The 22,295-nt window shown below is 70.3% G+C and carries 23 protein-coding genes; 19 read left to right on the top strand and 4 right to left on the bottom strand.

Annotation, left to right across the window (positions count from 1 at the left end; all coding sequences use genetic code 11):
• Positions 1 to 5 precede the first annotated feature (5 nt).
• The 4 genes from ASD23_RS15925 to ASD23_RS15910 are packed head-to-tail and all read right to left on the bottom strand — an operon-like array spanning position 6 to position 2,306.
• Positions 6 to 911: a TIGR01777 family oxidoreductase gene (locus ASD23_RS15925; protein WP_056013624.1), complete on the bottom strand. Its 906-nt coding sequence runs from the start codon at positions 909 to 911 to the stop codon at positions 6 to 8.
• Between the two features lie 3 nt (positions 912 to 914).
• Entirely contained in the window at positions 915 to 1,340 is a 426-nt protein-coding gene (locus ASD23_RS15920; RefSeq protein ID WP_056013621.1) for an OsmC family peroxiredoxin, read from the bottom strand.
• 53 nt (positions 1,341 to 1,393) lie between these two features.
• Complete coding sequence (locus ASD23_RS15915; protein ID WP_056013618.1) at positions 1,394 to 1,882, bottom strand: DUF4395 domain-containing protein; 489 nt, start codon at positions 1,880 to 1,882, stop codon at positions 1,394 to 1,396.
• Entirely contained in the window at positions 1,866 to 2,306 is a 441-nt protein-coding gene (locus tag ASD23_RS15910) for a thioredoxin family protein (RefSeq protein WP_056013613.1), read from the bottom strand. The genes ASD23_RS15915 and ASD23_RS15910 overlap by 17 nt, the downstream gene beginning before the upstream one ends.
• Positions 2,307 to 2,426: 120 nt before the next feature.
• Between ASD23_RS15910 and ASD23_RS15905 the strand changes: the two genes are divergently transcribed.
• The 19 genes from ASD23_RS15905 to dapF all read left to right on the top strand — a co-directional run bounded on the left by ASD23_RS15905 (position 2,427) and on the right by dapF (position 22,288).
• Positions 2,427 to 3,236 carry a thymidylate synthase gene (locus tag ASD23_RS15905; RefSeq protein ID WP_056013605.1) on the top strand — a complete coding sequence of 270 codons (810 nt, stop codon included), beginning with the start codon at positions 2,427 to 2,429 and terminating at the stop codon, positions 3,234 to 3,236.
• Positions 3,233 to 3,826: a dihydrofolate reductase gene (locus tag ASD23_RS15900; RefSeq protein WP_082571590.1), complete on the top strand. Its 594-nt coding sequence runs from the start codon at positions 3,233 to 3,235 to the stop codon at positions 3,824 to 3,826. The genes ASD23_RS15905 and ASD23_RS15900 overlap by 4 nt, the downstream gene beginning before the upstream one ends.
• Before the next feature lie 598 nt (positions 3,827 to 4,424).
• Positions 4,425 to 4,928: a DUF559 domain-containing protein gene (locus tag ASD23_RS19350; protein WP_235507785.1), complete on the top strand. Its 504-nt coding sequence runs from the start codon at positions 4,425 to 4,427 to the stop codon at positions 4,926 to 4,928.
• 90 nt (positions 4,929 to 5,018) lie between these two features.
• On the top strand, positions 5,019 to 5,993 hold the full coding sequence (gene dapA, locus ASD23_RS15890; RefSeq protein WP_082571588.1) for a 4-hydroxy-tetrahydrodipicolinate synthase: 975 nt from the start codon (positions 5,019 to 5,021) through the stop codon (positions 5,991 to 5,993).
• Between the two features lie 107 nt (positions 5,994 to 6,100).
• Positions 6,101 to 7,777, top strand: a complete 1,677-nt coding sequence (locus ASD23_RS15885) for a ribonuclease J (RefSeq protein WP_056013597.1) — start codon at positions 6,101 to 6,103, stop codon at positions 7,775 to 7,777.
• A gap of 190 nt (positions 7,778 to 7,967) precedes the next feature.
• On the top strand, positions 7,968 to 9,044 hold the full coding sequence (locus ASD23_RS15880) for a hypothetical protein (RefSeq protein ID WP_056013592.1): 1,077 nt from the start codon (positions 7,968 to 7,970) through the stop codon (positions 9,042 to 9,044).
• Positions 9,041 to 9,814, top strand: coding sequence for an ABC transporter ATP-binding protein (locus tag ASD23_RS15875; RefSeq protein ID WP_082571587.1), 774 nt, complete (start codon positions 9,041 to 9,043; stop codon positions 9,812 to 9,814). The genes ASD23_RS15880 and ASD23_RS15875 overlap by 4 nt, the downstream gene beginning before the upstream one ends.
• The gene (locus tag ASD23_RS15870; RefSeq protein ID WP_056013588.1) at positions 9,811 to 11,052 is read left to right on the top strand and encodes an ABC transporter permease; all 1,242 of its coding nucleotides are present in this window, start codon (positions 9,811 to 9,813) and stop codon (positions 11,050 to 11,052) included. Before ASD23_RS15875 ends, ASD23_RS15870 begins: the two co-directional genes overlap by 4 nt.
• Positions 11,053 to 11,154: 102 nt before the next feature.
• A complete protein-coding gene (locus ASD23_RS15865; protein WP_056013585.1) occupies positions 11,155 to 11,646 on the top strand; it encodes a GNAT family N-acetyltransferase in 492 nt (163 codons plus the stop codon).
• A gap of 109 nt (positions 11,647 to 11,755) precedes the next feature.
• A complete protein-coding gene (locus ASD23_RS15860) occupies positions 11,756 to 14,674 on the top strand; it encodes a DNA translocase FtsK (protein ID WP_056013580.1) in 2,919 nt (972 codons plus the stop codon).
• A 75-nt stretch (positions 14,675 to 14,749) separates the two neighbouring features.
• Positions 14,750 to 15,352 carry a CDP-diacylglycerol--glycerol-3-phosphate 3-phosphatidyltransferase gene (gene pgsA, locus ASD23_RS15855; protein WP_056013575.1) on the top strand — a complete coding sequence of 201 codons (603 nt, stop codon included), beginning with the start codon at positions 14,750 to 14,752 and terminating at the stop codon, positions 15,350 to 15,352.
• Positions 15,353 to 15,365: 13 nt separating this feature from the next.
• Positions 15,366 to 15,884 (top strand): CinA family protein, encoded by a 519-nt coding sequence (locus ASD23_RS15850; RefSeq protein WP_056013573.1) that lies wholly within the window; start codon positions 15,366 to 15,368, stop codon positions 15,882 to 15,884.
• A gap of 145 nt (positions 15,885 to 16,029) precedes the next feature.
• Positions 16,030 to 16,338: a helix-turn-helix domain-containing protein gene (locus tag ASD23_RS15845; RefSeq protein WP_056013571.1), complete on the top strand. Its 309-nt coding sequence runs from the start codon at positions 16,030 to 16,032 to the stop codon at positions 16,336 to 16,338.
• A gap of 69 nt (positions 16,339 to 16,407) precedes the next feature.
• Positions 16,408 to 16,653 carry a DUF3046 domain-containing protein gene (locus ASD23_RS15840; RefSeq protein WP_056013569.1) on the top strand — a complete coding sequence of 82 codons (246 nt, stop codon included), beginning with the start codon at positions 16,408 to 16,410 and terminating at the stop codon, positions 16,651 to 16,653.
• Between the two features lie 320 nt (positions 16,654 to 16,973).
• Positions 16,974 to 18,038 (top strand): recombinase RecA, encoded by a 1,065-nt coding sequence (recA, locus tag ASD23_RS15835; protein WP_056013564.1) that lies wholly within the window; start codon positions 16,974 to 16,976, stop codon positions 18,036 to 18,038.
• A 34-nt stretch (positions 18,039 to 18,072) separates the two neighbouring features.
• Positions 18,073 to 18,798 (top strand): regulatory protein RecX, encoded by a 726-nt coding sequence (locus ASD23_RS15830; RefSeq protein ID WP_056013562.1) that lies wholly within the window; start codon positions 18,073 to 18,075, stop codon positions 18,796 to 18,798.
• 45 nt (positions 18,799 to 18,843) lie between these two features.
• Positions 18,844 to 20,421 (top strand): tRNA (N6-isopentenyl adenosine(37)-C2)-methylthiotransferase MiaB, encoded by a 1,578-nt coding sequence (gene miaB, locus ASD23_RS15825; RefSeq protein WP_115962865.1) that lies wholly within the window; start codon positions 18,844 to 18,846, stop codon positions 20,419 to 20,421.
• A gap of 1 nt (position 20,422) precedes the next feature.
• Positions 20,423 to 21,343 (top strand): tRNA (adenosine(37)-N6)-dimethylallyltransferase MiaA, encoded by a 921-nt coding sequence (miaA, locus tag ASD23_RS15820; RefSeq protein WP_056013559.1) that lies wholly within the window; start codon positions 20,423 to 20,425, stop codon positions 21,341 to 21,343.
• A gap of 63 nt (positions 21,344 to 21,406) precedes the next feature.
• Positions 21,407 to 22,288 carry a diaminopimelate epimerase gene (dapF, locus tag ASD23_RS15815; protein WP_056013557.1) on the top strand — a complete coding sequence of 294 codons (882 nt, stop codon included), beginning with the start codon at positions 21,407 to 21,409 and terminating at the stop codon, positions 22,286 to 22,288.
• Positions 22,289 to 22,295 lie beyond the last annotated feature (7 nt).

The raw sequence follows: 22,295 nt of genomic DNA, 5'->3' as shown, positions 1-22,295 counted from the left end.
CCGGCCTAACGCGTCGACGTGCGCGGCGCCGCGAGCATCGCGTCGATCGCCGACTCGACGGTGGCGTGCCGGAACCGGTAGCCGTCGTCGATGAGACGCTGCGGGCGCACCTTCTGGCTCGAGAGCAGCAGCTCGTCGGCGGCACGGCCGAGGGCGACCTCGAGCACGCGCTCCGGCACGCCGAGGGCGTGCGGCCGATGCATCCGCTCGGCCATCGCCGACATCACGCGATCGGCCGTCGCCGGTGTCGGACCGGCGATGTTCACCGGGCCCGACAGCGACGAACCGAGCAGGTGCACGATGGCGGCGACCTCGTCGTCGAGCGCCACCCAGGGCCAATGCTGGCCGCCGGTGCCGAGCCTCGCCGAGACGCCGAGGCGGGTGAGGGCGCCGACGCGCTTCATGGCCCCGCCGTGCCCGACCACCATGCCGCTGCGGAAGACGACCGTGCGGGTCTCTTCGGGGGCGAGCCCTGCCGCCGCCTCCCAGCGGCCGACGACCTCGGCGAGGAAGCCCGTGCCGGCGCTCGAGTACTCGGTGAGCAGTTCGCCGGGGCGGTCGCCGTAGTAGCCGACCGCCGAGGCGCTGAGGAAGACCGTCGGCGGTTGCCGCGCCTTGCGCATCGCGTCGGCGAGCGTGCGGGTCGCCGTGATGCGCGACTCGAGGATCTCGCCTCGGTACGACTTCGACCACGGCAGGCGGGCGAGCGAGGCGCCCGAGAGGTTCACGACCGCGTCCACGCGATCCATCACGGTGAAGTCGATGATGCCCGCCGCCGGTGACCAGGCCGCCTCATCGGCGCCATGGGCGCGCCGCCGCACCAGACGCACGACCTCGTGCCCGTCGTCGGTCAGAGCGGTGACCAGTGCGGTGCCGATGAATCCGGATGCACCGGCGACGAGTACCCGCATGGATCAGGCGAGTTCGGCTTCGATCGTGATCGGAATCCCGGCGAGCGCCTGCGAGATCGGGCAGTTCTTCTTGGCGTCCTCGGCGAGGGCCTCGAACTGCTCTTCGCTGAGCCCCGGCACGCGGGCGCTCACGAGCAGGTGGCTGCCGAGCACGCCCTTGCCGGCCTCGAAGGTGACGGCCGCGGTGGTCTGGATGCTCTCGGCCGGCGTGCCGGCCTGGGCGAGGCCCAGCGACAGTGCCATCGAGAAGCACGAGGAGTGAGCTGCGGCGAGCAGCTCTTCGGGGTTCGTGGTGCCTTCGGCGCCCTCGGCGCGGGCCTTCCAGTTGACGGGGAAGGACGCGAGACCAGAGGAGTCGAGGGCGACATCGCCCGATCCCTCGAAGAGCGTGCCCTTCCAAACGGTGGTCGCTTCACTCGTGACTGCCATGTTTCCTCCTCGTCGAGCCGGGCTCCCAGCCTATCGGCGAGGGACGCCGCAGGTCAGACCCCGGGGACGATCCGGGCGCGTGCGAGCAGCAGGTAGATCTGGCAGCCGAGGCAGAAGTCGAAGGCCGCGTTCAGGAACGCGGCGAAGAAGGCGATCGCCGCGGCGATCGGCACCGCGTACTCGAGGCCGAGGAGCGAGAGCAGCACCCCGGCGAGGCCGACGGCGAACCCGATGCCCTGTGCGAAGGTCGGCGGGCGCGGGTCCTCGAGCTCGGCCGGCGGCGCGAGTCGCGGTCGCACGAGCCTCGCGAAGATGAGGCCGTACGGGTGCCGCCGGATACCCGCGAACGCGCCCCAAGCGAAGAGCGCCGTGATCGCGACGAGCAGCCAGAAGGCCGCGGCATCCGCGCCGGCGACGGCGAGCACGACGGTGATGAGGAGCAACGCCGCGGTGATGGCGGCGCCGAAGCGCGGGCCGCGGGGGTCGATGCCCGCCGATGCGCGGTCGGCGCTCGATGCCGAAGGATCAGCCGGAGATGACATGGGGGCTCCTCAGAAGATCGTCGAGTCGTTCGCGCACGGCGCCGGCACGGGGGAGGCCGGCGATGCGGGCGCGCACCGCGCCGTCGGCGTCGAGCAGCAGCGTCGTCGGCGTCTCGGTCACGCGGAAGCGGCCGGCGAGGTCTGGGCGATGCGTGAGGTCGACCTCGACGTGCGCCGCGCCGTCGCGCTCGCCCGCGAGCTCGGTGAGCAGGCGCCCGGTCGCCGGGCAGCGGGCGCAGAACTCGGTCGAGAACTGCACGAGGGTGGCCCGTTCGCCGAATGCAGTGACGCCGAGATCGGCGGGCCGCACCACGTCGCCGGAGACGCTGCGGGCGACACCCTGACGAGAGCGCCAGACGAGGCCGAGCGCGGTCGCCGCCGCGAGCAGCGCTGCGCCGGTCGCGAGTGCCGGGAGCCAGTCCATGCGGTCGAGCGTACGCAGGCCGCGACGCCCCGTGCGGAGTGTGACCGACGATGACGGGGATGCCCGCAGCATCCGCTCGCCTTCGCCGAAGTGTCGCAGGTGAGGGTTAGCCTTGTGGAGATGGCCGAGACGATCTCAACCCCGTACGAAGACCTGCTGCGCGACGTGCTCGAGCACGGCGCCGTCAAGACCGATCGCACGGGCACCGGCACGCGCAGCGTGTTCGGCCGCCAGCTGCGGTTCGACCTCTCCGAGGGCTTCCCGCTCGTCACCACGAAGCGCGTGCACTTCAAATCGATCGCGTACGAGCTGCTGTGGTTCCTGCAGGGCTCGTCGAACGTCGGCTGGCTGCGCGAGCACGGCGTGACGATCTGGGACGAATGGGCCGATTCCGAGGGTGAGCTCGGCCCCGTCTACGGCGTGCAGTGGCGCTCGTGGCCGACGCCCTCAGGCGAGCAGATCGACCAGATCTCCGACGTCATCGAGCAGATCCGCACCAACCCCGACTCGCGCCGGCTCATCGTCTCGGCGTGGAACCCGGCTGACATCCCGTCGATGGCGCTCGCGCCGTGTCACGCGCTCTTCCAGTTCTACGTGGCCGACGGCAAGCTCTCGTGCCAGCTCTACCAGCGCAGCGCCGACCTCTTCCTCGGCGTGCCGTTCAACATCGCCTCGTACGCACTGCTGACCCACATGGTCGCGGCGCAGACCGGCCTCGAGGTCGGCGACTTCGTCTGGACCGGCGGCGACTGCCACATCTACGACAACCACGTCGAGCAGGTCACCGAGCAGCTCACCCGCGAGCCCTTCGCACCGCCGACGCTGCGCCTCGCGCGCACGCCCGACTCGATCTTCGACTACGAGTACGAGGACTTCGTCGTCGAGGGCTACCAGCACCACCCGCCGATCCGCGCGGCCGTCGCGGTATGAGCGAAGCGGATGCCTCGGGGGCCACGGCCTCCGGGGCCACGGATGCCTCGACCACTGCTGAAGCCACGGGCGCCTCGACCCCGGCCGCACCGAAGCTCGGCCTGATCTGGGCCGAGGCGTATCGCGGCGTGATCGGGGCCGGCGGCGTCATGCCGTGGCACGTGCCCGAAGACCTCGCCCACTTCAAGGAGATCACGCTCGGCAGCCCGGTCGTGATGGGCCGCAAGACCTGGGACTCGCTGCCCGAGCGGTTCCGCCCGCTGCCGGGGCGCGCGAACATCGTCGTCACCCGCAACGAGGAGTGGGCGGCCGAGGGCGCGACGCGCGCGGGGTCGATCGACGAGGGGCTCGCGCTGGCCGCGGCATCCGACCCCGAATGGATCTGGGCGATCGGCGGCGGCGAACTCTTCGCCCGGCTCATCGACCGGGCCGACCGCCTCGAGGTCACCGAGCTCGACCTCGACATCCCGGGCGACGCCTACGCCCCCTCGATCGACATGAGCTGGCGGCTCGTCGAGGCCGACGGCCCCGCGACCCACGTCTCCCGCACGGGCGTCGGCTACCGCTTCCGCCGCTACGCCCGCCCCTGACACTGACCCCTCGCTTGACGCCTGCGCAGTCACCCTGCCACGGGTACGGCCCGCCAGTCGGCGGAAGAATCGCGTGACACGCCGACCCGACCCGGCGGGTCCTGAGAATCATCCGCCGACTCGCGGCAGCCCTGACTTCGCCTCGACATAGTGAGCCTGGACGAAGCTCTCCCCAAGCGCACCGGGCTGCTCCGAATGGACGAGGCGCCACGAGCAGAGTCTGATCATGCCCGTCGAGCCCGCCCGAATCCAGCAGCTCTGCGCCGAACTGAAGATCGCTCGTACGACGGACTTCGCCGCAGCCGGCGTCTCGCGGCATGCATTGGCGGTAGCCGTGCGAGATGGCGTCGTGCTCAGGGTGCGAGAGGGCGTGTTCGTTCCGAGCGATGCGCTCCCTGAGGTTCGCACGGCCGCGGCGCACGGCGGTGTGCTCGGCTGCATCAGCCGGTTGCGACTCGCCGGACTCTGGTTGCTCGATGACGACGAAGGCTCGGTCCACGTCGTGCTTCCTCGCAACGGCCATCGACACCGCCATCACGGTGAGTGCACGTGCGTCATGCACTGGGGCGGAGTCCCTGTTCGCGGCGACCGCACGTCGTTGGTCGACGCCCTCGGCTGTTTTCTGGCCTGCCGCGGCGAGGAGTCGTTCTTCGTGGCGCTTGAATCGGCGCTGCGCCGGCGGCTGGTCACCCGAAAAGGCCTGGCTCGATTGCGCGACGTGGTGCCGTCGAAGTGGCGATGGCTCGTCGACTTCGCGCGTTGGGATGCAGACAGCGGGCTGGAGTCTCTGCTCCGGTTGAGGTTGCGGGCGCTCGGCATCTCGCTCGCGTCTCAAGTCGTGATCCCCGGCGTCGGTCGGGTCGACTTCGTGCTTGGCGATCGTCTGATCCTCGAGGTCGATGGGCGGCTGAACCATGAGGGTGCGTCGATGCGTCACAAAGACCTCGTGCGCGACGCCGTCGCGGCTGCCCTCGGCCTCGACACACTGAGGTTCGACTACGCGATGGTCGTGCACGAATGGCCGCTGGTGGAGGCCGCGATCCTTGCCCGCATCGACCGTGGACTTCATCTCGATCGGCGAGTCGGCGGAAGATCTCGCTGACACGCCGACTGCGCTCGGCGAGTCGCACGGTGCATCCGCCGACCCGCAGCGCGGCCCGCGCTGCGGGGCCGACCCGATACGCTGGAGGGCGTGACTTCAGAGAATCCCTTCGGACAAGTGCTCGTCGCGCTCGTCACGCCGATGACGGCGGACGGCGAAGTGGATTGGCCCGGGGTCGAGAAGCACATCGATCACCTCATCGAGGGCGGCGCCGACGGCATCGTCGTCACGGGCACCACCGGCGAGACGAGCACGCTCACCGACCCCGAGAAGATCCGCCTGGTCGAGGTCGGCAAGGATGTCGCCGCGGGCCGCGCCAAGATCATCACGGGCGGTGGGTCGAACGAGACCGCCCACGCGATCGAGCTCTACAAGCACTCCGAGCGCGTCGGCGCCGACGGCATCATGATCGTCACGCCGTACTACAACAAGCCCACGCAGGCGGGCATCCTGACGCACTTCCGCATGGTCGCCGACGCCACCGACCTGCCCGTCATCCTCTACGACATCCCCGGTCGCACCGGCGTGCCCATCAAGTACGAGACGATCCTGCGCCTCGCCAAGCACCCGAACATCCTCGCCGTGAAAGACGCCAAGGGCGACTTCTCCGAGGTGAGCCGGGTGCTGAACCAGACCGACCTCATGTACTTCTCCGGCGACGACGCCAACGTGCTGCCGCATCTCGCGATCGGCGCGACGGGCCTCATCGGCGTCACTGCGAACATCGCGCCGGCGCCGTACCGCACGATCGTCGACGCCGTGAACCGCGGCGACCTCGCCACGGCGACAGCCGCCCACCAGCAGCTCGAGCCGCTCGTGCGCGCCACGATGACCCACGTGCCGGGCACGGTCGCGGCGAAGTACATCCTGCACGGCCTCGGTCGCATCTCGAGCCCGCGCGTGCGCCTGCCGCTCGTCGGCCCCGAAGAGTGGGAGGCCGCCCTCATCGAGGACGAGATCGATCACGTGCAGGGCATCCCGGGCGTCGACTTCCACAACTTCCGCCCCGACCGCAACGCCGCTGCCGGCGGCGCGCTGCCGAAGGTCGCGGGAACCACCCGCTGAACGAGCGGATGCCGCGGCGGGCACCTGCCCGCATCGACCTCCGCCCCGAGACATCCGCCGGTCACAGGGCCGGCACCGAACTGAACACCGCAACAGAAGGAGGGCACATGCCCGACGTCGTCATCGATCCCGCCCCGCTCGAGGCCGGAACGCTCCGCATCATCCCCATCGGCGGCCTGGGGGAGGTCGGCCGCAACATGACCAGCTACGAGATCGACGGCAAGATCCTCATCGTCGACTGCGGCGTGCTGTTCCCCGAAGAGCACCAGCCGGGCGTCGACCTGATCCTGCCCGACTTCGGCTTCCTGAAGTCCCGCCTCGACGACATCGTCGGCGTCGTGCTCACGCACGGCCACGAGGACCACATCGGCGCGGTGCCGTACCTCCTGAAGCTCCGCGGCGACATCCCCCTGATCGGTTCGCAGCTGACGCTCGCGCTCATCGAGGCGAAGCTCAAAGAGCACCGCATCAAGCCCTACACGCTCACGGTGAAAGAGGGCGGGCGCGAGACGATCGGCCCGTTCCGCCTCGAGTTCATCGCCGTCAACCACTCGATCCCCGATGCGCTGGCCGTGGCGATCAAGACGGACGCGGGCACCGTGCTCGCGACCGGCGACTTCAAGATGGACCAGTTGCCGCTCGACGGCCGCCTCACCGACCTGCGCGAGTTCGCGCGTCTCGGTGAAGAGGGCGTCGACGTCTTCATGGTCGACTCCACGAACGCGGATGTCCCGGGCTTCACGCCGCTCGAGCGATCGATCGGTCCCGTGCTCGACGAGGTCATCAACCGCGCCCCGCGCCGGGTCATCGTGGCCAGCTTCTCGAGCCACGTGCACCGCGTGCAGCAGGTGCTCGACGCCGCGTGGGCGAACCACCGTCGCGTGGCGCTCCTCGGCCGCAGCATGGTGCGCAACATGACGATCGCCGCCGACCTCGGCTACCTGAAGGTGCCCGAGGGCGTGCTCATCGACTACAAGAAGGCCGGCAACGTTCCCGACGACGAGATCGTCTACATGTCGACCGGTTCGCAGGGCGAGCCGATGGCCGTGCTCTCGCGCATGGCCAACCGCGACCACCAGATCGAGATCGGCGAGGGCGACACGGTGATCCTCGCGTCGAGCCTCATCCCGGGCAACGAGAACGCGGTCTACCGCGTCATCGACGGCCTCACGAAGCTCGGCGCGAACGTCGTGCACAAGGCGAACGCGAAGGTGCACGTGTCGGGCCACGCGGCCGCCGGCGAGCTGCTCTACTGCTACAACATCCTGAAGCCGAAGAACGTGCTGCCGATCCACGGCGAGTACCGGCACCTCTTCGCGAACGCGAAGCTCGCGCAAGACACCGGCATCCCCGAGAAGAACACCTTCATCGGCGAGAACGGCACCGTCTACGATCTGCGCGGCGGCGTGCTCAGCCCGGTCGGCCAGCTCGACCTCGGCTTCGTCTACGTCGACGGCTCGACGGTCGGCGAGATCACCGACGCCGATCTGAAGGACCGCCGCATCCTCGCTGAAGAGGGCTTCATCTCGGTCATCGTCGTGGTCGACGCCTCGACGGGCCGTGTCATCACCGGTCCCGAGATCCACGCGCGCGGATTCGCCGAAGACGACTCGGTGTTCGACGACGTCAAGCCGAAGATCATCGACGCCCTCGCCGAGGCGGCTCGCAACGGCGTGCGCGACTCGCACGCGCTGTCGCAGATCGTGCGCCGTGTGCTCGGCGGCTGGGTCAACCGCCGGCTGCGTCGTCGCCCGATGCTCGTGCCGCTCGTCATCGAGGCGTAGCCCGCGCTCTGCACGCTACGAACGGCCCGTCCTCGGACGGTCCGTTCGCCGTTTCTGCGCGCGCGGACGCCGGGTGTCGGGGATGACCCCGAATCCTCCCTGAGAAGGATTCCGCCGCCGTCGCCGACTCCATAGGGTGGGTGAGATGCCCGGCGGCCCCTACGCCCGGGCGACCCGATGAAGGAGTGCCGTGGGCGTCTGGCGCAAGTGGATCTTCCCGACGATTCGAATCGTGCTGGTGGCGGTGATCGCGATCGCACTCGCGAAACTCGCGTTCTTCCCCGATCGCGCCGAGGCCGACGCTGAGACGCTCTCGCCGACGGGGAGCGTGTCCGAGCCGCAGGTTCCGGTCGCGCGCGGTTCGATCGCCAACGACGTCGTGCTGACCGGCACGGTCAACGCGGATGCCGCGGCGCCCGTGAAGGCGACCGGCACCGGGGCCGTCGACGAGGTGTTCGCCGCTGCCGGACAGCAGGTCGCCGCCGGGCAGAAGCTCTACGACATCAAGGTGACCGACGAGGTGGAACCGACCGAGACGGTCGGGCCCGACGGCATGCCGACGATGACGGCGCCGAAGCCCTCGTTCCACTTCGAGAAGGTGCTCGCCCCCACGGCAGGCGTGCTCTCGTCGCTCGATGTCATCACTGGACAGCCCGTCGCGACGGGAGACGTGACCGGGCAGGTGGCGCCGCCGAGCTTCAACGTCACAGCGACCCTCAGCCCCGAGCAGCAGTACCGGCTGACGAGCGCGCCGACCGAGGCCCTCGTGACGATCGCAGGCGGGCCCGCCCCGTTCACGTGCGGTGGCCTCGTGATCTCGACGCCGTTGTCCGGCGCCGGGGCCGGTGGCGGCGCGGGAGGAGCGGGCGCCGGAGCGGGCGCCGGTGCGGCGGGTGCGGGCGCTGAGGCATCCGGTGGCACGACGGTTCGCTGCATCGTGCCTGGTGACGTCCGCGTCTTCCCGGGGCTCTCCGCCCAGGTGAAGATCTCGGCGGGCAGTGCCGCCGACGTGCTCGTCGTGCCGATCACCGCGGTCGAGGGCGGAGCTGAGACGGGTGTCGTCTGGCTCGTGACCCCTGACGGCGAGCGCGTCGAGCAGCCGGTGAAACTCGGGCTGAGCGACGGCACGCAGGTCGAGGTCGTCGAGGGCGTCGGCGAGGGCGACCAGGTGCTCCAGTTCGTGCCGGGTGCCCCGGGCGAGGCCGGCCAGGAGGGCTGCGTCCAGTCGCCCGACGGCATGATGATGTGCGGGACGCTCACGAAATGACGCTCGTCGAGGCACGCGGCGTCGGCCGCACCGTCGAGCTGCCCGACGGGCGGCCGCTCACGATCCTGTCGGGGGTCGACCTCACCGTCTCCGAGGGCGATCGGGTCTCGATCGTCGGCCGCTCGGGTTCGGGCAAGTCGACGCTCCTGAACCTCCTCGGCCTGCTCGATGCGCCGACCGAGGGCGAGCTCGCCTTCCTCGGCCACGATGTGCGCCGCATCGGGAGCGGTGCCCGCGACCGCCTGCGCGGCAGCGAGGTGGGCTTCGTCTTCCAGCAGTTCAACCTGCTCCCGGGCCGCACCGCGCTCGAGAACGTGCAGACGCCGCTGCTCTACTCGGGCGGCCGCGAGTTCTGGCGGCGCGAGCGCATCGCGCGCGACATGCTCGAGCGCGTCGGGCTGGGGGAGCGGCTCACGACGAAGCCCGAGCGGTTGTCGGGCGGCGAGCAGCAGCGCGTGGCGATCGCCCGCGCGCTCGTGCGCAAGCCACGACTCATCCTCGCGGACGAACCGACCGGCGCGCTCGACCTCGAGACGGGCGCCGAGGTCATGGCGCTCATCGAGGCCGTCGCCGCCGAGACCGGCGCCGCGCTCGTGACGATCACGCACGATCCGACGATCGCGGCGCGATCGAACCGCCACTTCCTGCTCCGCGACGGCAGGCTCGAGTCGGCGGATGCCGCAGGCGACGTGCAGAGCGACGGCAACGCGAACGTCGCTGATGCTGATGCTGATGCCGATATCGACGCCCAGGTCGAGGCCGTGGCATGACCGGCTGGCTGACCCGCACGGCGACGGGCATCGTGAGCACGATCGTCGAGGCGCTCGAAGAACTGCGCATCCACCGCGGTCGGGTACTGCTGTCGCTCATCGGAGTGGCCGTCGCCGTCTGCGCCCTCACGACGGTGGTGGGCGCCGGGGCCATCGCCGAGCAGGCGGGCCGGGAGATGTCGGAGCGGTTCGGCGGCCGGCCGGCGACCGTCTCGATGAACGTCGGCACCGGCAGCGGTGCGACCGACAACGAGGCGGTGGCCGCGGCGTGGCAGACCACGCTCGAGCGGCACGGCATCGACTATGCGAGCCGGTCCGGCTACGGCACTCTCACGGTGCAGTTCGTCGACGGCGCGGTGCCGGTCGCGATGCAGGTCGTCGACCCCGACTACGGGGTGATGCACCGCGTGCGGGTGATGGAGGGTGCTTGGTTCACCGACCGCGACGGCGATCGCCTGGCGCCGGCGCTCATCGTCAACGAGGCCTTCTGGGAGCGCATCGGAAGCCCCTCGCTCGCGACGCACCCGACGGTCGAGCTGGTCGGCAACGGGCAGGTCACCGGCGTCATCACGGGCGTCACGCCCGCGCAGAGCGAGTGGGAGACCGAACCCGCCGCATTCATCCTGACCGACTCGTTCCTCCCGCGGCAGCCCGAGACCGCCGATCCGATGATGGGCGCGTACGCGCCGTCATACGAGATGTGGGTCCCCGACGGGTCGGCCGACGAGCTCACCGAATCGGTGAAACGTGCGTTCGAGTCGGAACTCGGCGACGGCGCCACGGTCGACGGATGGCGCAGTGACTACGCCGCTCAGGAGGGCGACCCGTTCCTGCCGATCAAGCTCATGATCGTCGGCGTCGCCGTCGTCATCCTGCTGCTCGGCGCGCTCGGACTCCTCACGATCGCGCTCGTCACCGTGCGCGGGCGCATCCGCGAGATCGGCATCCGGAGGTCGTTCGGGGCCACTGCCGGGCGCGTCTTCTTCTCGGTGCTCATGGAGACCGTCGTCGGCACGTTCGTCGCGGGCGTCGTCGGCGTCGGTGCAGCGATCGCGCTCGTGCGCAGCCCGCTCATGGGCATGGCCCTCGGCGGCGCCGAGGTGCAGGACATGCCCGGATTCCCGGTCGAGGCGGCACTGATCGGCATCGGCGCCGCCGTCGCGGTGGGCGCACTCGCCGGGCTCCTGCCGGCCCTCGGCGCAGTGCGGGTGAAGGTGATCGACGCGATCCGGTTCTGAGCCGCCGCCGACGAGCGCCACGGATGTCGCGCCGCCGATGTCGCAGCTCGGGCGCGCGCAACACGAAACACCGACGTAACACCCGGCCCGTAGCATCCGGGCATGGCGGCATTCACCGTGCGCCCGGCCACCCCCGACGACGGCTCGTTCCTCGCCGACATGGTGGTCGAGGCCGCGAACTGGCGATCGGGCGGCACCCGGCCGCGACCGACGGTGCTCGCCGACCCCGCCTCGCGCGGCTACATCTCGGGATGGCAGCGCCCGGCCGACCGCGGCGTCGTCGCCCTCGACGGTGATGGCCGACCGGTCGGTGCCGCCTGGTACCGGCTCTTCGCGGCCGACGCGGCGGCCCACGGCTTCGTCGCGGTCGGGGTGCCCGAACTGATCATCGGCGTGCGGCCGCTGTGGCGCGCGCAAGGCGTCGGCCGCGCCCTGATGCAGTCGCTGGCGGAGACCGCGCGTGCGGCGGGATTCGCCCGACTCGCCCTGAGCGTCGAGCACGGCAACTTCGCCGTCTCCCTCTACCGGTCGGAGGGTTTCACCGTCGTCGCCTCCGATGCCGGGCGGGACACCATGGTGCGTTCGCTGGCCTGAGCTCAGCCGCTCGTTCCCGCTGATTTCGAGGGTCGAATCGCACATCGGATCGCGAACACTCGCGCCGGGCTGTCGCCCAGTGCGGGCGGCCGGCCGTAGCCTTGTCGACATGGCTACGAGCACCAGGTCGAACGGGCGTGCCTCGGGCGCGTCCTCGCGTGCTTCGAGTTCCCGAACCGCGCCCACGAAGAAGCTGCCGGCCGCGAGCACGCGCGCCGCCGCGACGAAGAAGGCGCCCGCCGCACCCGAGGGGCCGAACCTCTTCGTGCGCGCATGGATGGGTCTCGCGCACCTGACCGGCGGAGCCGCCCGCGCGCTCGGGCCCGAGACGCTCTCGAAGGAGGAGCGTCGCGACGGCCTGCCGTTCTTCATCGTCGTGCTCGCCATCGTCGGCGCCGTCGTCGAGTGGTTCCTCATCAACGAGCCCGTCGCCCAGACGCTCGACTCGTGGACCTTCGGCCTCCTCTTCGGCCGGGTGGCCTTCGCGCTGCCCGTCGTCATGCTGATCTTCGCCGTCTGGTTGTTCCGGCACCCGAGCTCCGTGCACGACAACACCCGCATCGGCATCGGGCTCGGCCTCCTGCTCCTGACCGTCTCGGCGCTCTGCAACATCTTCGGCGGCCAGCCCGAGCCGCGCGAGGGCATGGCCGTGCTCGCGCGGGCCGGAGGCATCCTCGGCTGGATGGTCGCCGCGCCGCTCACGGCGCTCATCACCGAGGCCGGCGCGACCGCCGTCGTGATCGTGCTGCTGCTCCTGTCGCTGCTCATCATCACGAAGACGCCGCCGAACCGCATTCCTGCGCGGTTCCGTGAACTCTACGAATGGCTCTTCGGCGCGACCCACGACGAGCCCGTCACCGAGGTCGGCCCGAAGCCCACGAAGCGCGAGCGCAAGAAGTCGGTGCAGACCGAACTCGACGGCATCGACGCCCTCGGCGACGGCGACGACGAGGAGCCGAAGGGCGGCATGCTGCCGTGGTGGCGCCGCAACGACTCCAACCGCGAAGAGGACCCCGCGTTCGAGGCCAACGGCGTCGAGGGGCTCACCGAGGTGTTCGGGGCGGGATCCGCGGCCGGCAGCTTCGAGACGCCGCTCGAGGGCGTCGGCCAGCCCAGCTACAACACCGAGGTGATCGGCGACCTCGAGCGCGCCGAATCGGCGCTGCAGCAGTTCACGGGCGACGTGCCGCGCGGCGGCACCGGGCTCCGGGGCGACGATGCAGGGGCCACGAACGTGCTCGCGGCCTTCGATCTCGCGGGCGACGCGGGCGATGCCGCCGGCCTGCCGGGCTCCGGCGCACCCGAGGCGTCGGAGTTCGATGCGGAAGCGGCATCCGAACCCGATCGCCCCTACAGTCTGCCCGCAGCGTCGACGCTCGCCGCCGGCGCCCCCGCGAAGAAGCGCTCGCAGGCCAACGACGACGTCGTGCGCCAGATCACCGGCGTGCTCGAGCAGTTCGGCGTCGACGCGAAGGTCACGGGCTTCTCGCGCGGCCCGACGGTCACGCAGTACGAGATCGAGCTCGGCCCGGGCGTGAAGGTCGAGCGCGTCACCGCACTGTCGAAGAACCTCGCCTATGCCGTCGCCTCGAACGAGGTGCGCATCCTCTCGCCGATCCCGGGCAAGAGCGCGATCGGCATCGAGATCCCGAACGCCGACCGCGAGATCGTGACCCTCGGCGACGTGCTCCGCTCGGGCAACGCCGCGAACGCGACGCACTCCATGACGATCGGCGTCGGAAAGGACGTCGGCGGCGGCTACGTCGTCGCGAACCTCGCGAAGATGCCGCACCTGCTCGTGGCCGGCTCCACCGGCTCGGGCAAGTCGAGCTTCGTGAACTCGATGATCACCTCGCTCCTGATGCGCGCGAAGCCGTCGGACGTGCGCATGGTGCTCATCGACCCGAAGCGCGTCGAGCTCGCCCCGTACGCGGGCGTGCCCCACCTCATCACGCCCATCATCACGAACCCGAAGAAGGCCGCCGAGGCGCTCTCATGGGTCGTGAAGGAGATGGACATGCGGTACGACGACCTCGCGTCGTTCGGGTTCCGCCACATCGACGACTTCAACAAGGCCGTCGTGGGCGGCGAGATCGTGCTGCCCGCCGGCTCCGAGCGGAAGCTCAAGCCCTACCCGTACCTGCTCGTCGTCGTCGACGAGCTCGCCGACCTCATGATGGTCGCCCCGCGCGACGTCGAGGACTCGATCGTGCGCATCACGCAGCTCGCCCGCGCCTCCGGCATCCACCTCGTGCTCGCGACGCAGCGGCCGTCGGTCGACGTCGTCACGGGGCTCATCAAGGCCAACGTGCCGTCGCGACTCGCGTTCGCGGTCACGAGCGTCACCGACTCGCGCGTCATCCTCGACCAGCCGGGCGCCGACAAGCTCATCGGGCAGGGCGACGCGCTCTTCCTGCCGATGGGCGCCTCGAAGCCGCTCCGCGTGCAGGGCGCGTGGGTCAGCGAAGACGAGATCGAGCGGGTCGTCAAGCACGTCACCCGGCAGGCTCGTCCCGAGTACCGGCAGGATGTCGCGGAATCCGCCCCCCGCAAAGAGATCGACTCCGACATCGGCGACGACCTCGAGCTGCTGCTCGCCGCCGCCGAACTCGTCGTCTCGACCCAGTTCGGTTCGACGTCGATGCTGCAGCGCAAGCTCCGCGTGGGCTTCGCGAAGGCCGGGCGCCTCATGGACCTGCTCGAGTCGCGAGAGATCGTCGGCCCGTCCGAGGGCTCGAAGGCGCGCGACGTGCTCGTGACCGCCGAGCAGCTGCCCGGGGTGCTCGCACGTCTCCGCGGCGAGGAGCCGGCCGCCGCCCCCGCAGCGCGGCCACCGGCTGGCGTCGCCCCGGCGCTGGCACCTGCTCCGGCGCAGACCGGTCCGCTCGGAGGCGGCATCGCGCCCACCGAGGCGTACGACGCCCCCGACGCCCGCTACGACGATCCTGTGGCTCGAATGAGCGAGGGCCTGCCCGAGGTCGAGGGCGACACCGACGAGGACGCCTGGGGCCTCACCGGGCGCGACTGAACCCGGGACGGTTCCACGCCGGCCGAGACGATCGTGGGCCGTTCCGTGGAGCCGCGCGGCCGGTAGTCTGGCCGTATGACCTCTTCCGCCGGCACGCCCGCGCGATCGGCGAACTGGAACCTTCCGAACGCGATCACCGTCGTCCGCATCCTCATGGCTCCGCTGGTCTTCTGGCTGCTCCTCGCCGACGCGGGAGCCGACGGCCCGATGCGCTGGTGGGGCGCCGTGATCTTCATCGTCGCGATCTCGACCGACTGGGTCGACGGGTGGCTCGCTCGTTCCCGCGGTCTGGTCACCGACCTCGGCAAGATCCTCGACCCGATCGCCGACAAGCTCCTCACGAGCGGTGCCCTGATCTGCCTCTCGATCCTCGGCGAGCTGTGGTGGTGGGTCACCATCGTCATCGTGGTGCGCGAGGTGGGCATCACCGTGTGGCGCCTCGTCGAGCTGCGCCGCGGCAACGTGGTGCCCGCGTCGTCCGGCGGCAAGCTCAAGACCCTCGCGCAGTCCGTCGCGATCTCGCTCGCCCTCGTGCCGCTGTGGACGATCGTCGGCGACTGGATCCTCTGGCTCAATTGGGCGACGATGGCGGCCGCCCTCGTACTCACCCTCTGGTCGGGACTGCTCTACGTGCGCGACGCCGTGCGCCTCGCACGCGCGCCTCGCGAGGCGAGCTGAGACGAGCGAGCGGATGCCTCGTGCCACCGGTGACCCGGCAGCCCGGCTCATCGCCGAGCTCACCGAGCGCGGCCTGCGGGTGGCCGTCGCGGAGTCGCTGACGGGCGGGCTCGTCGTCGCCGAACTGACGAGCGTGCCCGGGGCATCCGTCGTGGTCAGCGGCGGCGTCGTCGCCTACGACACCTCGGTGAAGCGGTCGGTGCTGGGCGTCGACGCCGGGCTGCTCGGAGCCGTGGGCGCCGTGCACCCCGAGGTCGCCCGGCAGATGGCCGACCGCGTGCGCACGACGCTCGCGGTCGACGGCCGCGCCGCCGATCTCGGCATCGCGACGACCGGAGTCGCGGGGCCGACCGGTCAAGACGGCAAGCCGCCGGGCACGGTCTTCATCGGCGTCGCATTCGGTGGTGACGTCGAGGCGATCGAACTCGCGCTCCGCGGCAGCCGCGCGGAGATCCGCACCGCGACCGTGCACGCCGCCATCGCGGCGGCGCTCGCGCGAGTCGGAGGAACTTCTCCGAAGTCGGCGGAATAGTCTTCGTGAACACCCTGTTACATGTGGCAGGTTCACACGAAAGCCCCAGTGTGCAACGCTAGATTGGTATCACGGAGAGTCGGCTAGACTGACGCTCCCGTTTCCGGCTCCGGGGGAGCCGCAGGCAGAGAGAAGGAGGTTCCCGATGGTCCTGGTTCGACAGGAGATCGGCGATGTGCTGAGGGACTTCCGCCTGCAGAAGGGTCGTACCCTTCGTCAGGTCGCGTCCAAGGCCAGCGTCGCGCTCGGCTATCTGAGCGAGGTGGAGCGCGGCCAGAAAGAGGCGTCCTCCGAGATTCTCGCCTCCGTCGCCGACGCACTCGACACGCCCATCTCGGTGATCATGCACGAGGTCGGCGACCGCATCGCAGTGCTCGAGGGCCTCTCCGTGGTGCCCGACAGCCTGCCCGACGAGCTCGTGGCGGAGTTCGACGCCGACCTGATGGTCCGCTGAAGACTCCACGCACGCAACGCAGATCGGCCGGTCCTCGGACCGGCCGATCGTCTGTCCAGAGGTGATCGGGTGAAGCAGAGCGAGTTCCAGGCGGCGGTCGCGGAGGAGTTCGGCGTCGGCTACGGCGGCGCGATCGTCGGCGATCTCGTGCTCACCGCGCTCGGCGGCCGCACGGCCCGTGAGGCGCTCGCCACCGGGGTGCGGCCGCGCGAGGTCTGGCTCGCGCTCTGCGAGGCGACGGATGTCCCGGAGGAGCGCCGCCACGGCGCCGGTCGCCCGGTGCCCGGGGAGACGCGCGCGCCGCGACAGCCGTAGACGACGGCCTGCCGTCGCGCCGCGATCCGGATCGACGCTCGCATCCGCGTCCGAAGGCGTGTTCGACACGCGGGCGTTTCTTCGAACATGCGTTCGGGAGCTGGGGTAGGCTCCTCAACAGCAGGAGCTCCAGTGCAGCTGTCCACATCCAGGTCGAGATCGGCGTCGGATGTCGGTGGCCGACCATACGGTCGATGCAACGGAACACACCGCAAACGCCTTGTCGCAAGACACCGCGAGCCAGCACCCGCCGGTCAGTGCCCGCAACGTGGAACGACAGCCTAGAGGCAGCCGCAATCGAGCAAGAAGGAGCCCCACCCATGGCATCAGCAGCAGACCGCGAGAAGTCACTCGAGACCGCCCTCGCGCAGATCGACCGCCAGTTCGGCAAGGGCTCGGTCATGCGCCTCGGCAGCGAAGATCGCGCCCCCGTCGAGGTCATCCCCACCGGCTCGATCGCGCTCGACGTCGCGCTCGGCATCGGCGGGCTTCCGCGCGGCCGCATCATCGAGATCTACGGTCCCGAGTCGTCGGGTAAGACGACGCTGACCCTCCACGCCATCGCCAACGCGCAGCGCAACGGCGGCATCGCCGCGTTCATCGACGCCGAGCACGCGCTCGACCCCGAGTACGCGAAGAAGCTCGGCGTCGACATCGACGCGCTCCTCGTCTCCCAGCCCGACACGGGTGAGCAGGCGCTCGAGATCGCCGACATGCTCGTGCGCTCCGGCTCCATCGACCTCATCGTCATCGACTCGGTCGCGGCGCTCGTGCCCCGTGCCGAGATCGAGGGCGAGATGGGCGACTCGCACGTCGGCCTCCAGGCCCGCCTCATGTCGCAGGCGCTCCGCAAGCTCACGGGTGGTCTCAGCCAGACGAACACCACGATGATCTTCATCAACCAGTTGCGCGAGAAGATCGGCGTGTTCTTCGGCAGCCCCGAGACGACGGCCGGCGGCAAGGCGCTGAAGTTCTACGCGTCGGTGCGTCTCGACATCCGCCGTATCGAGACCCTGAAAGACGGCACCGACGCCGTCGGCAACCGCACGCGCGTCAAGGTCGTGAAGAACAAGATGGCGCCGCCCTTCAAGCAGGCCGAGTTCGACATCCTGTACGGCGTCGGCATCTCGCGCGAGGGCAGCCTCATCGACTACGGCGTCGACCAGGCCATCGTGAAGAAGTCGGGTGCGTGGTACACGTACGACGGCGACCAGTTGGGTCAGGGCAAAGAGAACGCCCGCAACTTCCTGCTCCAGAACCCCGACATCGCGGCCGACATCGAGCAGAAGATCCTCGTGAAGCTCAACATCGGCCAGCCGGCAGGTACTGCGGCGCCGGCGAACGTCGAGCCCATCGCACCGAAGCTCGGGCGCAAGGGCGCCTGAGTCCGAACCACGACATGACCGGGGTGAGTCAGACATGAGCGACGCATCATCAGAACGACTCGCCCCGGTCACGTACCTGCCGTGGGCGAAGGCCGAGGCGACGCAGCCCGCTGCGGCATCGCGTAGCCGTCCCACGACCGAACCCGATGAGACCGAGGCACCCGTTGCTGCGGCGAGGAGTCGCCCGAAGGCCGACGGAGCGCGTGGTCGCCTTCGTTCGGTCTCGCGCGGCGAGACCTGGGCGGAGTCAGCCGGGTCGGCGGAGTCCGAAGAGCCGGAAGAGACCGGCGCGGAGCGCGATGAGCGCATCGACCGGCTCGTCATCTCACGGCTTCGCCGCTCGGCGCTCTCGGTGTCAGAGGTGCGCGCGGTGCTCGTCGAGCACGGGCTCGACGACATCGAGGTCGAGGAGTGGATCGAGCGCTACGAACGGCTCGGCTACCTCGATGACGCGAAGCTCGCCGAACAGGTGGTGCACAGCCACGGCGTACGTCGGGGCCGGGGCAGCGGCGCGATCATGCAGGAGCTCGGTCGTCGCGGCGTCGACAACGCGCTCGCACGGGCAGCGGTCGAAGATCTCGACCCCGAGACAGAACTCGAGAACGCGCGTGCCGTCGCCGAGCGCCGGGCTCGTCAGTTGCGCGGACTCGACCGTCAGACGGCCGAACGCCGGCTGTCGGCGTTCCTCCAGCGACGGGGGTATCCCGGCGACGTCGTACGTGAGGCGGTGTCGGCGGCACTCGCAGCCGAAGGCTCGTAAACTGGTGCGATCATGAGCACCATTCACGACGTCTCCAGCGATGAGATGGCCGGCGACCAGCTCGCCGAAGCGGCAACGACGCCGCGAACGTACGAGGTCCGCACCTTCGGGTGCCAGATGAACGTGCACGACTCCGAGCGGCTCTCAGGCTCGCTCGAGGCCGCGGGCTACGTGCCCGCCGATGGCGCCGAGCCTGACATCGTGGTCATCAACACCTGCGCGGTTCGCGAGAACGCCGACAACAAGCTCTACGGCAATCTCGGCCACCTCGCGTCGGTCAAGCGCCGCCACGAGGGCATGCAGATCGCCGTCGGGGGATGCCTCGCGCAGAAGGACAAGAACGTCATCCTCGAGAAGGCGCCGTGGGTCGACGTCGTCTTCGGCACCCACAACATGGGTGCCCTCCCGAGCCTGCTCGAGCGTGCCCGTCACAACGCCGAGGCGCAGCTCGAGATCCTCGACTCGCTCGAGGTCTTCCCGTCGACGCTGCCCACGAAGCGCGACTCCAGCTACAGCGGCTGGGTGTCCATCTCGGTCGGCTGCAACAACACCTGCACGTTCTGCATCGTGCCGGCGCTCCGCGGCAAGGAGAAGGACCGCAGGCCGGGCGACATCCTCGCCGAGATCCAGGCGCTCGTCGACGACGGAGTGGTCGAGATCACCCTGCTCGGCCAGAACGTGAACTCCTACGGCGTCGAGTTCGGCGACCGGCAGGCGTTCGGCAAGCTGCTCCGGGCGGCGGGACGGATCGAGGGGCTCGAGCGCATCCGCTTCACGAGCCCGCACCCGGCGGCGTTCACCGACGACGTCATCGACGCGATGGCCGAGACGCCGAGCGTCATGCCGCAGTTGCACATGCCGCTGCAGTCGGGGTCCGACCGCATCCTCAAGGCGATGCGCCGCTCCTACCGTTCCGAGAAGTTCCTCGGCATCCTCGACCGCGTGCGCGCACGCATCCCGAACGCCGCGATCTCGACCGACATCATCGTGGGCTTCCCCGGTGAGACCGAAGAGGACTTCCAAGAGACGCTCCGCGTCGTCGAGGCGGCCCGTTTCGCGTCGGCGTTCACCTTCCAGTACTCCATTCGCCCCGGCACGCCCGCGGCCACCATGGACGAGCAGGTGCCCAAAGAGGTCGTGCAGGAGCGATACGAACGGCTCCTCGCGCTGCAGGACCGCATCTCCTGGGAGGAGAACCAGCGCCTCATCGGCCGGCCCGTCGAGGTGCTCGTCGCCACCGGCGAGGGTAAGAAAGACGCAGAGACGCACCGCCTGAGCGGTCGCGCCGAAGACAGCCGCCTCGTGCACTTCGAGGTTCCCGCCGGATCCGAGCTGCCGCGCCCGGGCGATGTCGTCTCCGTGACCATCACGCAGGCTGCGCCGTTCCACCTCATCGCCGACTCGCTCGACGACGCGCCGCTCCGCATCCGCCGCACTCGTGCGGGCGACGCATGGGATCGCGCACAGGCCGAGAGCTGCGGCGTGCCCGCGGCGCCCGGAGCATCCGCTGCCGGTCGCGTCTCGCTCGGCCTGCCGGCCATGCCTGCGCGCGGCACCGAGCCGCTCGTCGCGCCCGGCGTCGGCACGATGCCGATCTACGACCCCGCCGACGGCCAACGCTGACGTGACGCTCATCGCGATCGTCGGTGCGACCGGCACGGGGAAGTCCGCGTTCGCACTCGACCTGGCCGAGGCCTACAGCAGGGTCGGACGCACGGCCGAGGTCGTGAACGCCGACGCGATGCAGCTCTACCGGGGCATGGACATCGGCACGGCCAAGCTCCCGCTCGCCGAACGGCGCGGCGTGCCGCACCACCTGCTCGATGTGCTCGACGTGGTCGACGAGGCATCCGTCGCCGAATACCAGTCGGCTGCGCGCGCCGCGGTCGACGACGTGATCGCGCGCGACGACGTCGCGCTGCTCGTCGGCGGCTCCGGCCTGTACGTCTCCTCGGTCATCCACGACTTCCGCTTCCCTGGCACGGATGCCGCAGTGCGCGCACGGCTCGAGGCGGAACTCGCCGAACGTGGACCGGGCATGCTCCACGCGCGGCTCCGCGAGATCGACCCCGAGACGGCGGCGAGCGTCGACGCGCAGAACGGTCGGCGGCTCGTTCGCGCGCTCGAGGTGATCGAGGTGACGGGCGAGCCGAAGGCCGCTCGGCTGCCCGACGAACCCGTGCCGTGGCGTCGCCACGGCATCGTGCACCTCCGCAGCGATCGCTCGACGCTCGTCGAGCGCCTCGACGCGCGCGTCGAGGGCATGTGGCGCGACGGCCTCGTCGACGAGGTTCGCGGGCTCGTCCCAGCCGGCATCGAGCGGGGGGTGACCGCGAGCAAGGCCATCGGCTACGCCCAGGCGCTCGGCGAGATCACGGGTCGACTCTCACGCGCCGAAGCCGTCGCCGAGACGCAGCAGCTCACCCGCACCTATGCGCGCCGGCAGGTGAGCTGGTTCAAGCGCTATCGTGATGCGGTCACGATCGACGCCGACGACGCGGTGGCACGTGGCACCGAACTCGCGCGGATCGTAGCGGTCGACTGATCGGATGGCATTCCGTTGCGGGCTGGCCGAGGGCGCGCCGGATCGCAGCCATAGACTGATCGGATGGCATTCGATCTGCGGTTCACCAAGGGCCAGGGCACCGGTAACGACTTCGTGCTCTTCAGCGACCCCGAGGGCGAGTCGGAACTCACCCCCACCCAGATCGCAGCGGTCTGCGACCGGCGGTTCGGTGTCGGCGCCGACGGCGTCATCCGCGCCGTGCGCTCGGCGAACCTCGACGCGGGCGCCGCGTCGCTCGCCGAAGACCCGCGGGCCGTGTGGTTCATGGACTACTGGAATGCCGACGGCACCGTCTCCGAGATGTGCGGCAACGGCATCCGCGTCTTCACGAGCTACCTGATCGATCAGGGTCTCACCGACCTCGGTGTCGACGACTCGATCGCGATCGGCACCCGCGCCGGCGTTCGCACCGTGCGCCGCACGGTCGCGGGGTTCGAAGCCGATCTCGGCGTCTGGCGCCTCGACGGCGGCGAGCCGCTCGTGCGCGGCAAGAGCCTGCCCGTCGCCCGGCCGGGCCTCGGCATCGACGTCGGCAACCCGCACGTCGTCGTCGCCCTCGCCGATGACGACGAACTCGACGGACTCGATCTCGCCTACCAGCCGGTCATCGAACCCGAGCCCGAGGCGGGCGCCAACATCGAGTTCGTCGTACCTGCCGAGCCCCTCGTCGAAGACGGCGTCGGCCGCATCCGCATGCGCGTGCACGAGCGCGGCTCGGGCGAGACGCTCTCATGCGGCACCGGCGCTGTGGCATCTGCCCTCGCCGTGCGGTATTGGGCCGGAGCGGCCGCTCCCGACCGTTGGCGCGTGCAGGTGCCGGGCGGGGTGCTCGGCGTGCGCATGTTCCACGCGGCCGATGGGGAGCACGCGGCACTCTCGGGCCCGGCGGAGCTCGTCTTCGACGGCGTCCTCAGCCTCGCCTGAGTCGCCA

It is taken from the genome of Agromyces sp. Root1464 (assembly GCF_001427265.1).
Taxonomy (GTDB): domain Bacteria; phylum Actinomycetota; class Actinomycetes; order Actinomycetales; family Microbacteriaceae; genus Agromyces; species Agromyces fucosus.
The sequence above is the reverse complement of the archived record's forward strand: the minus strand, read 5'-3'. Positions and strand labels throughout refer to the sequence as shown.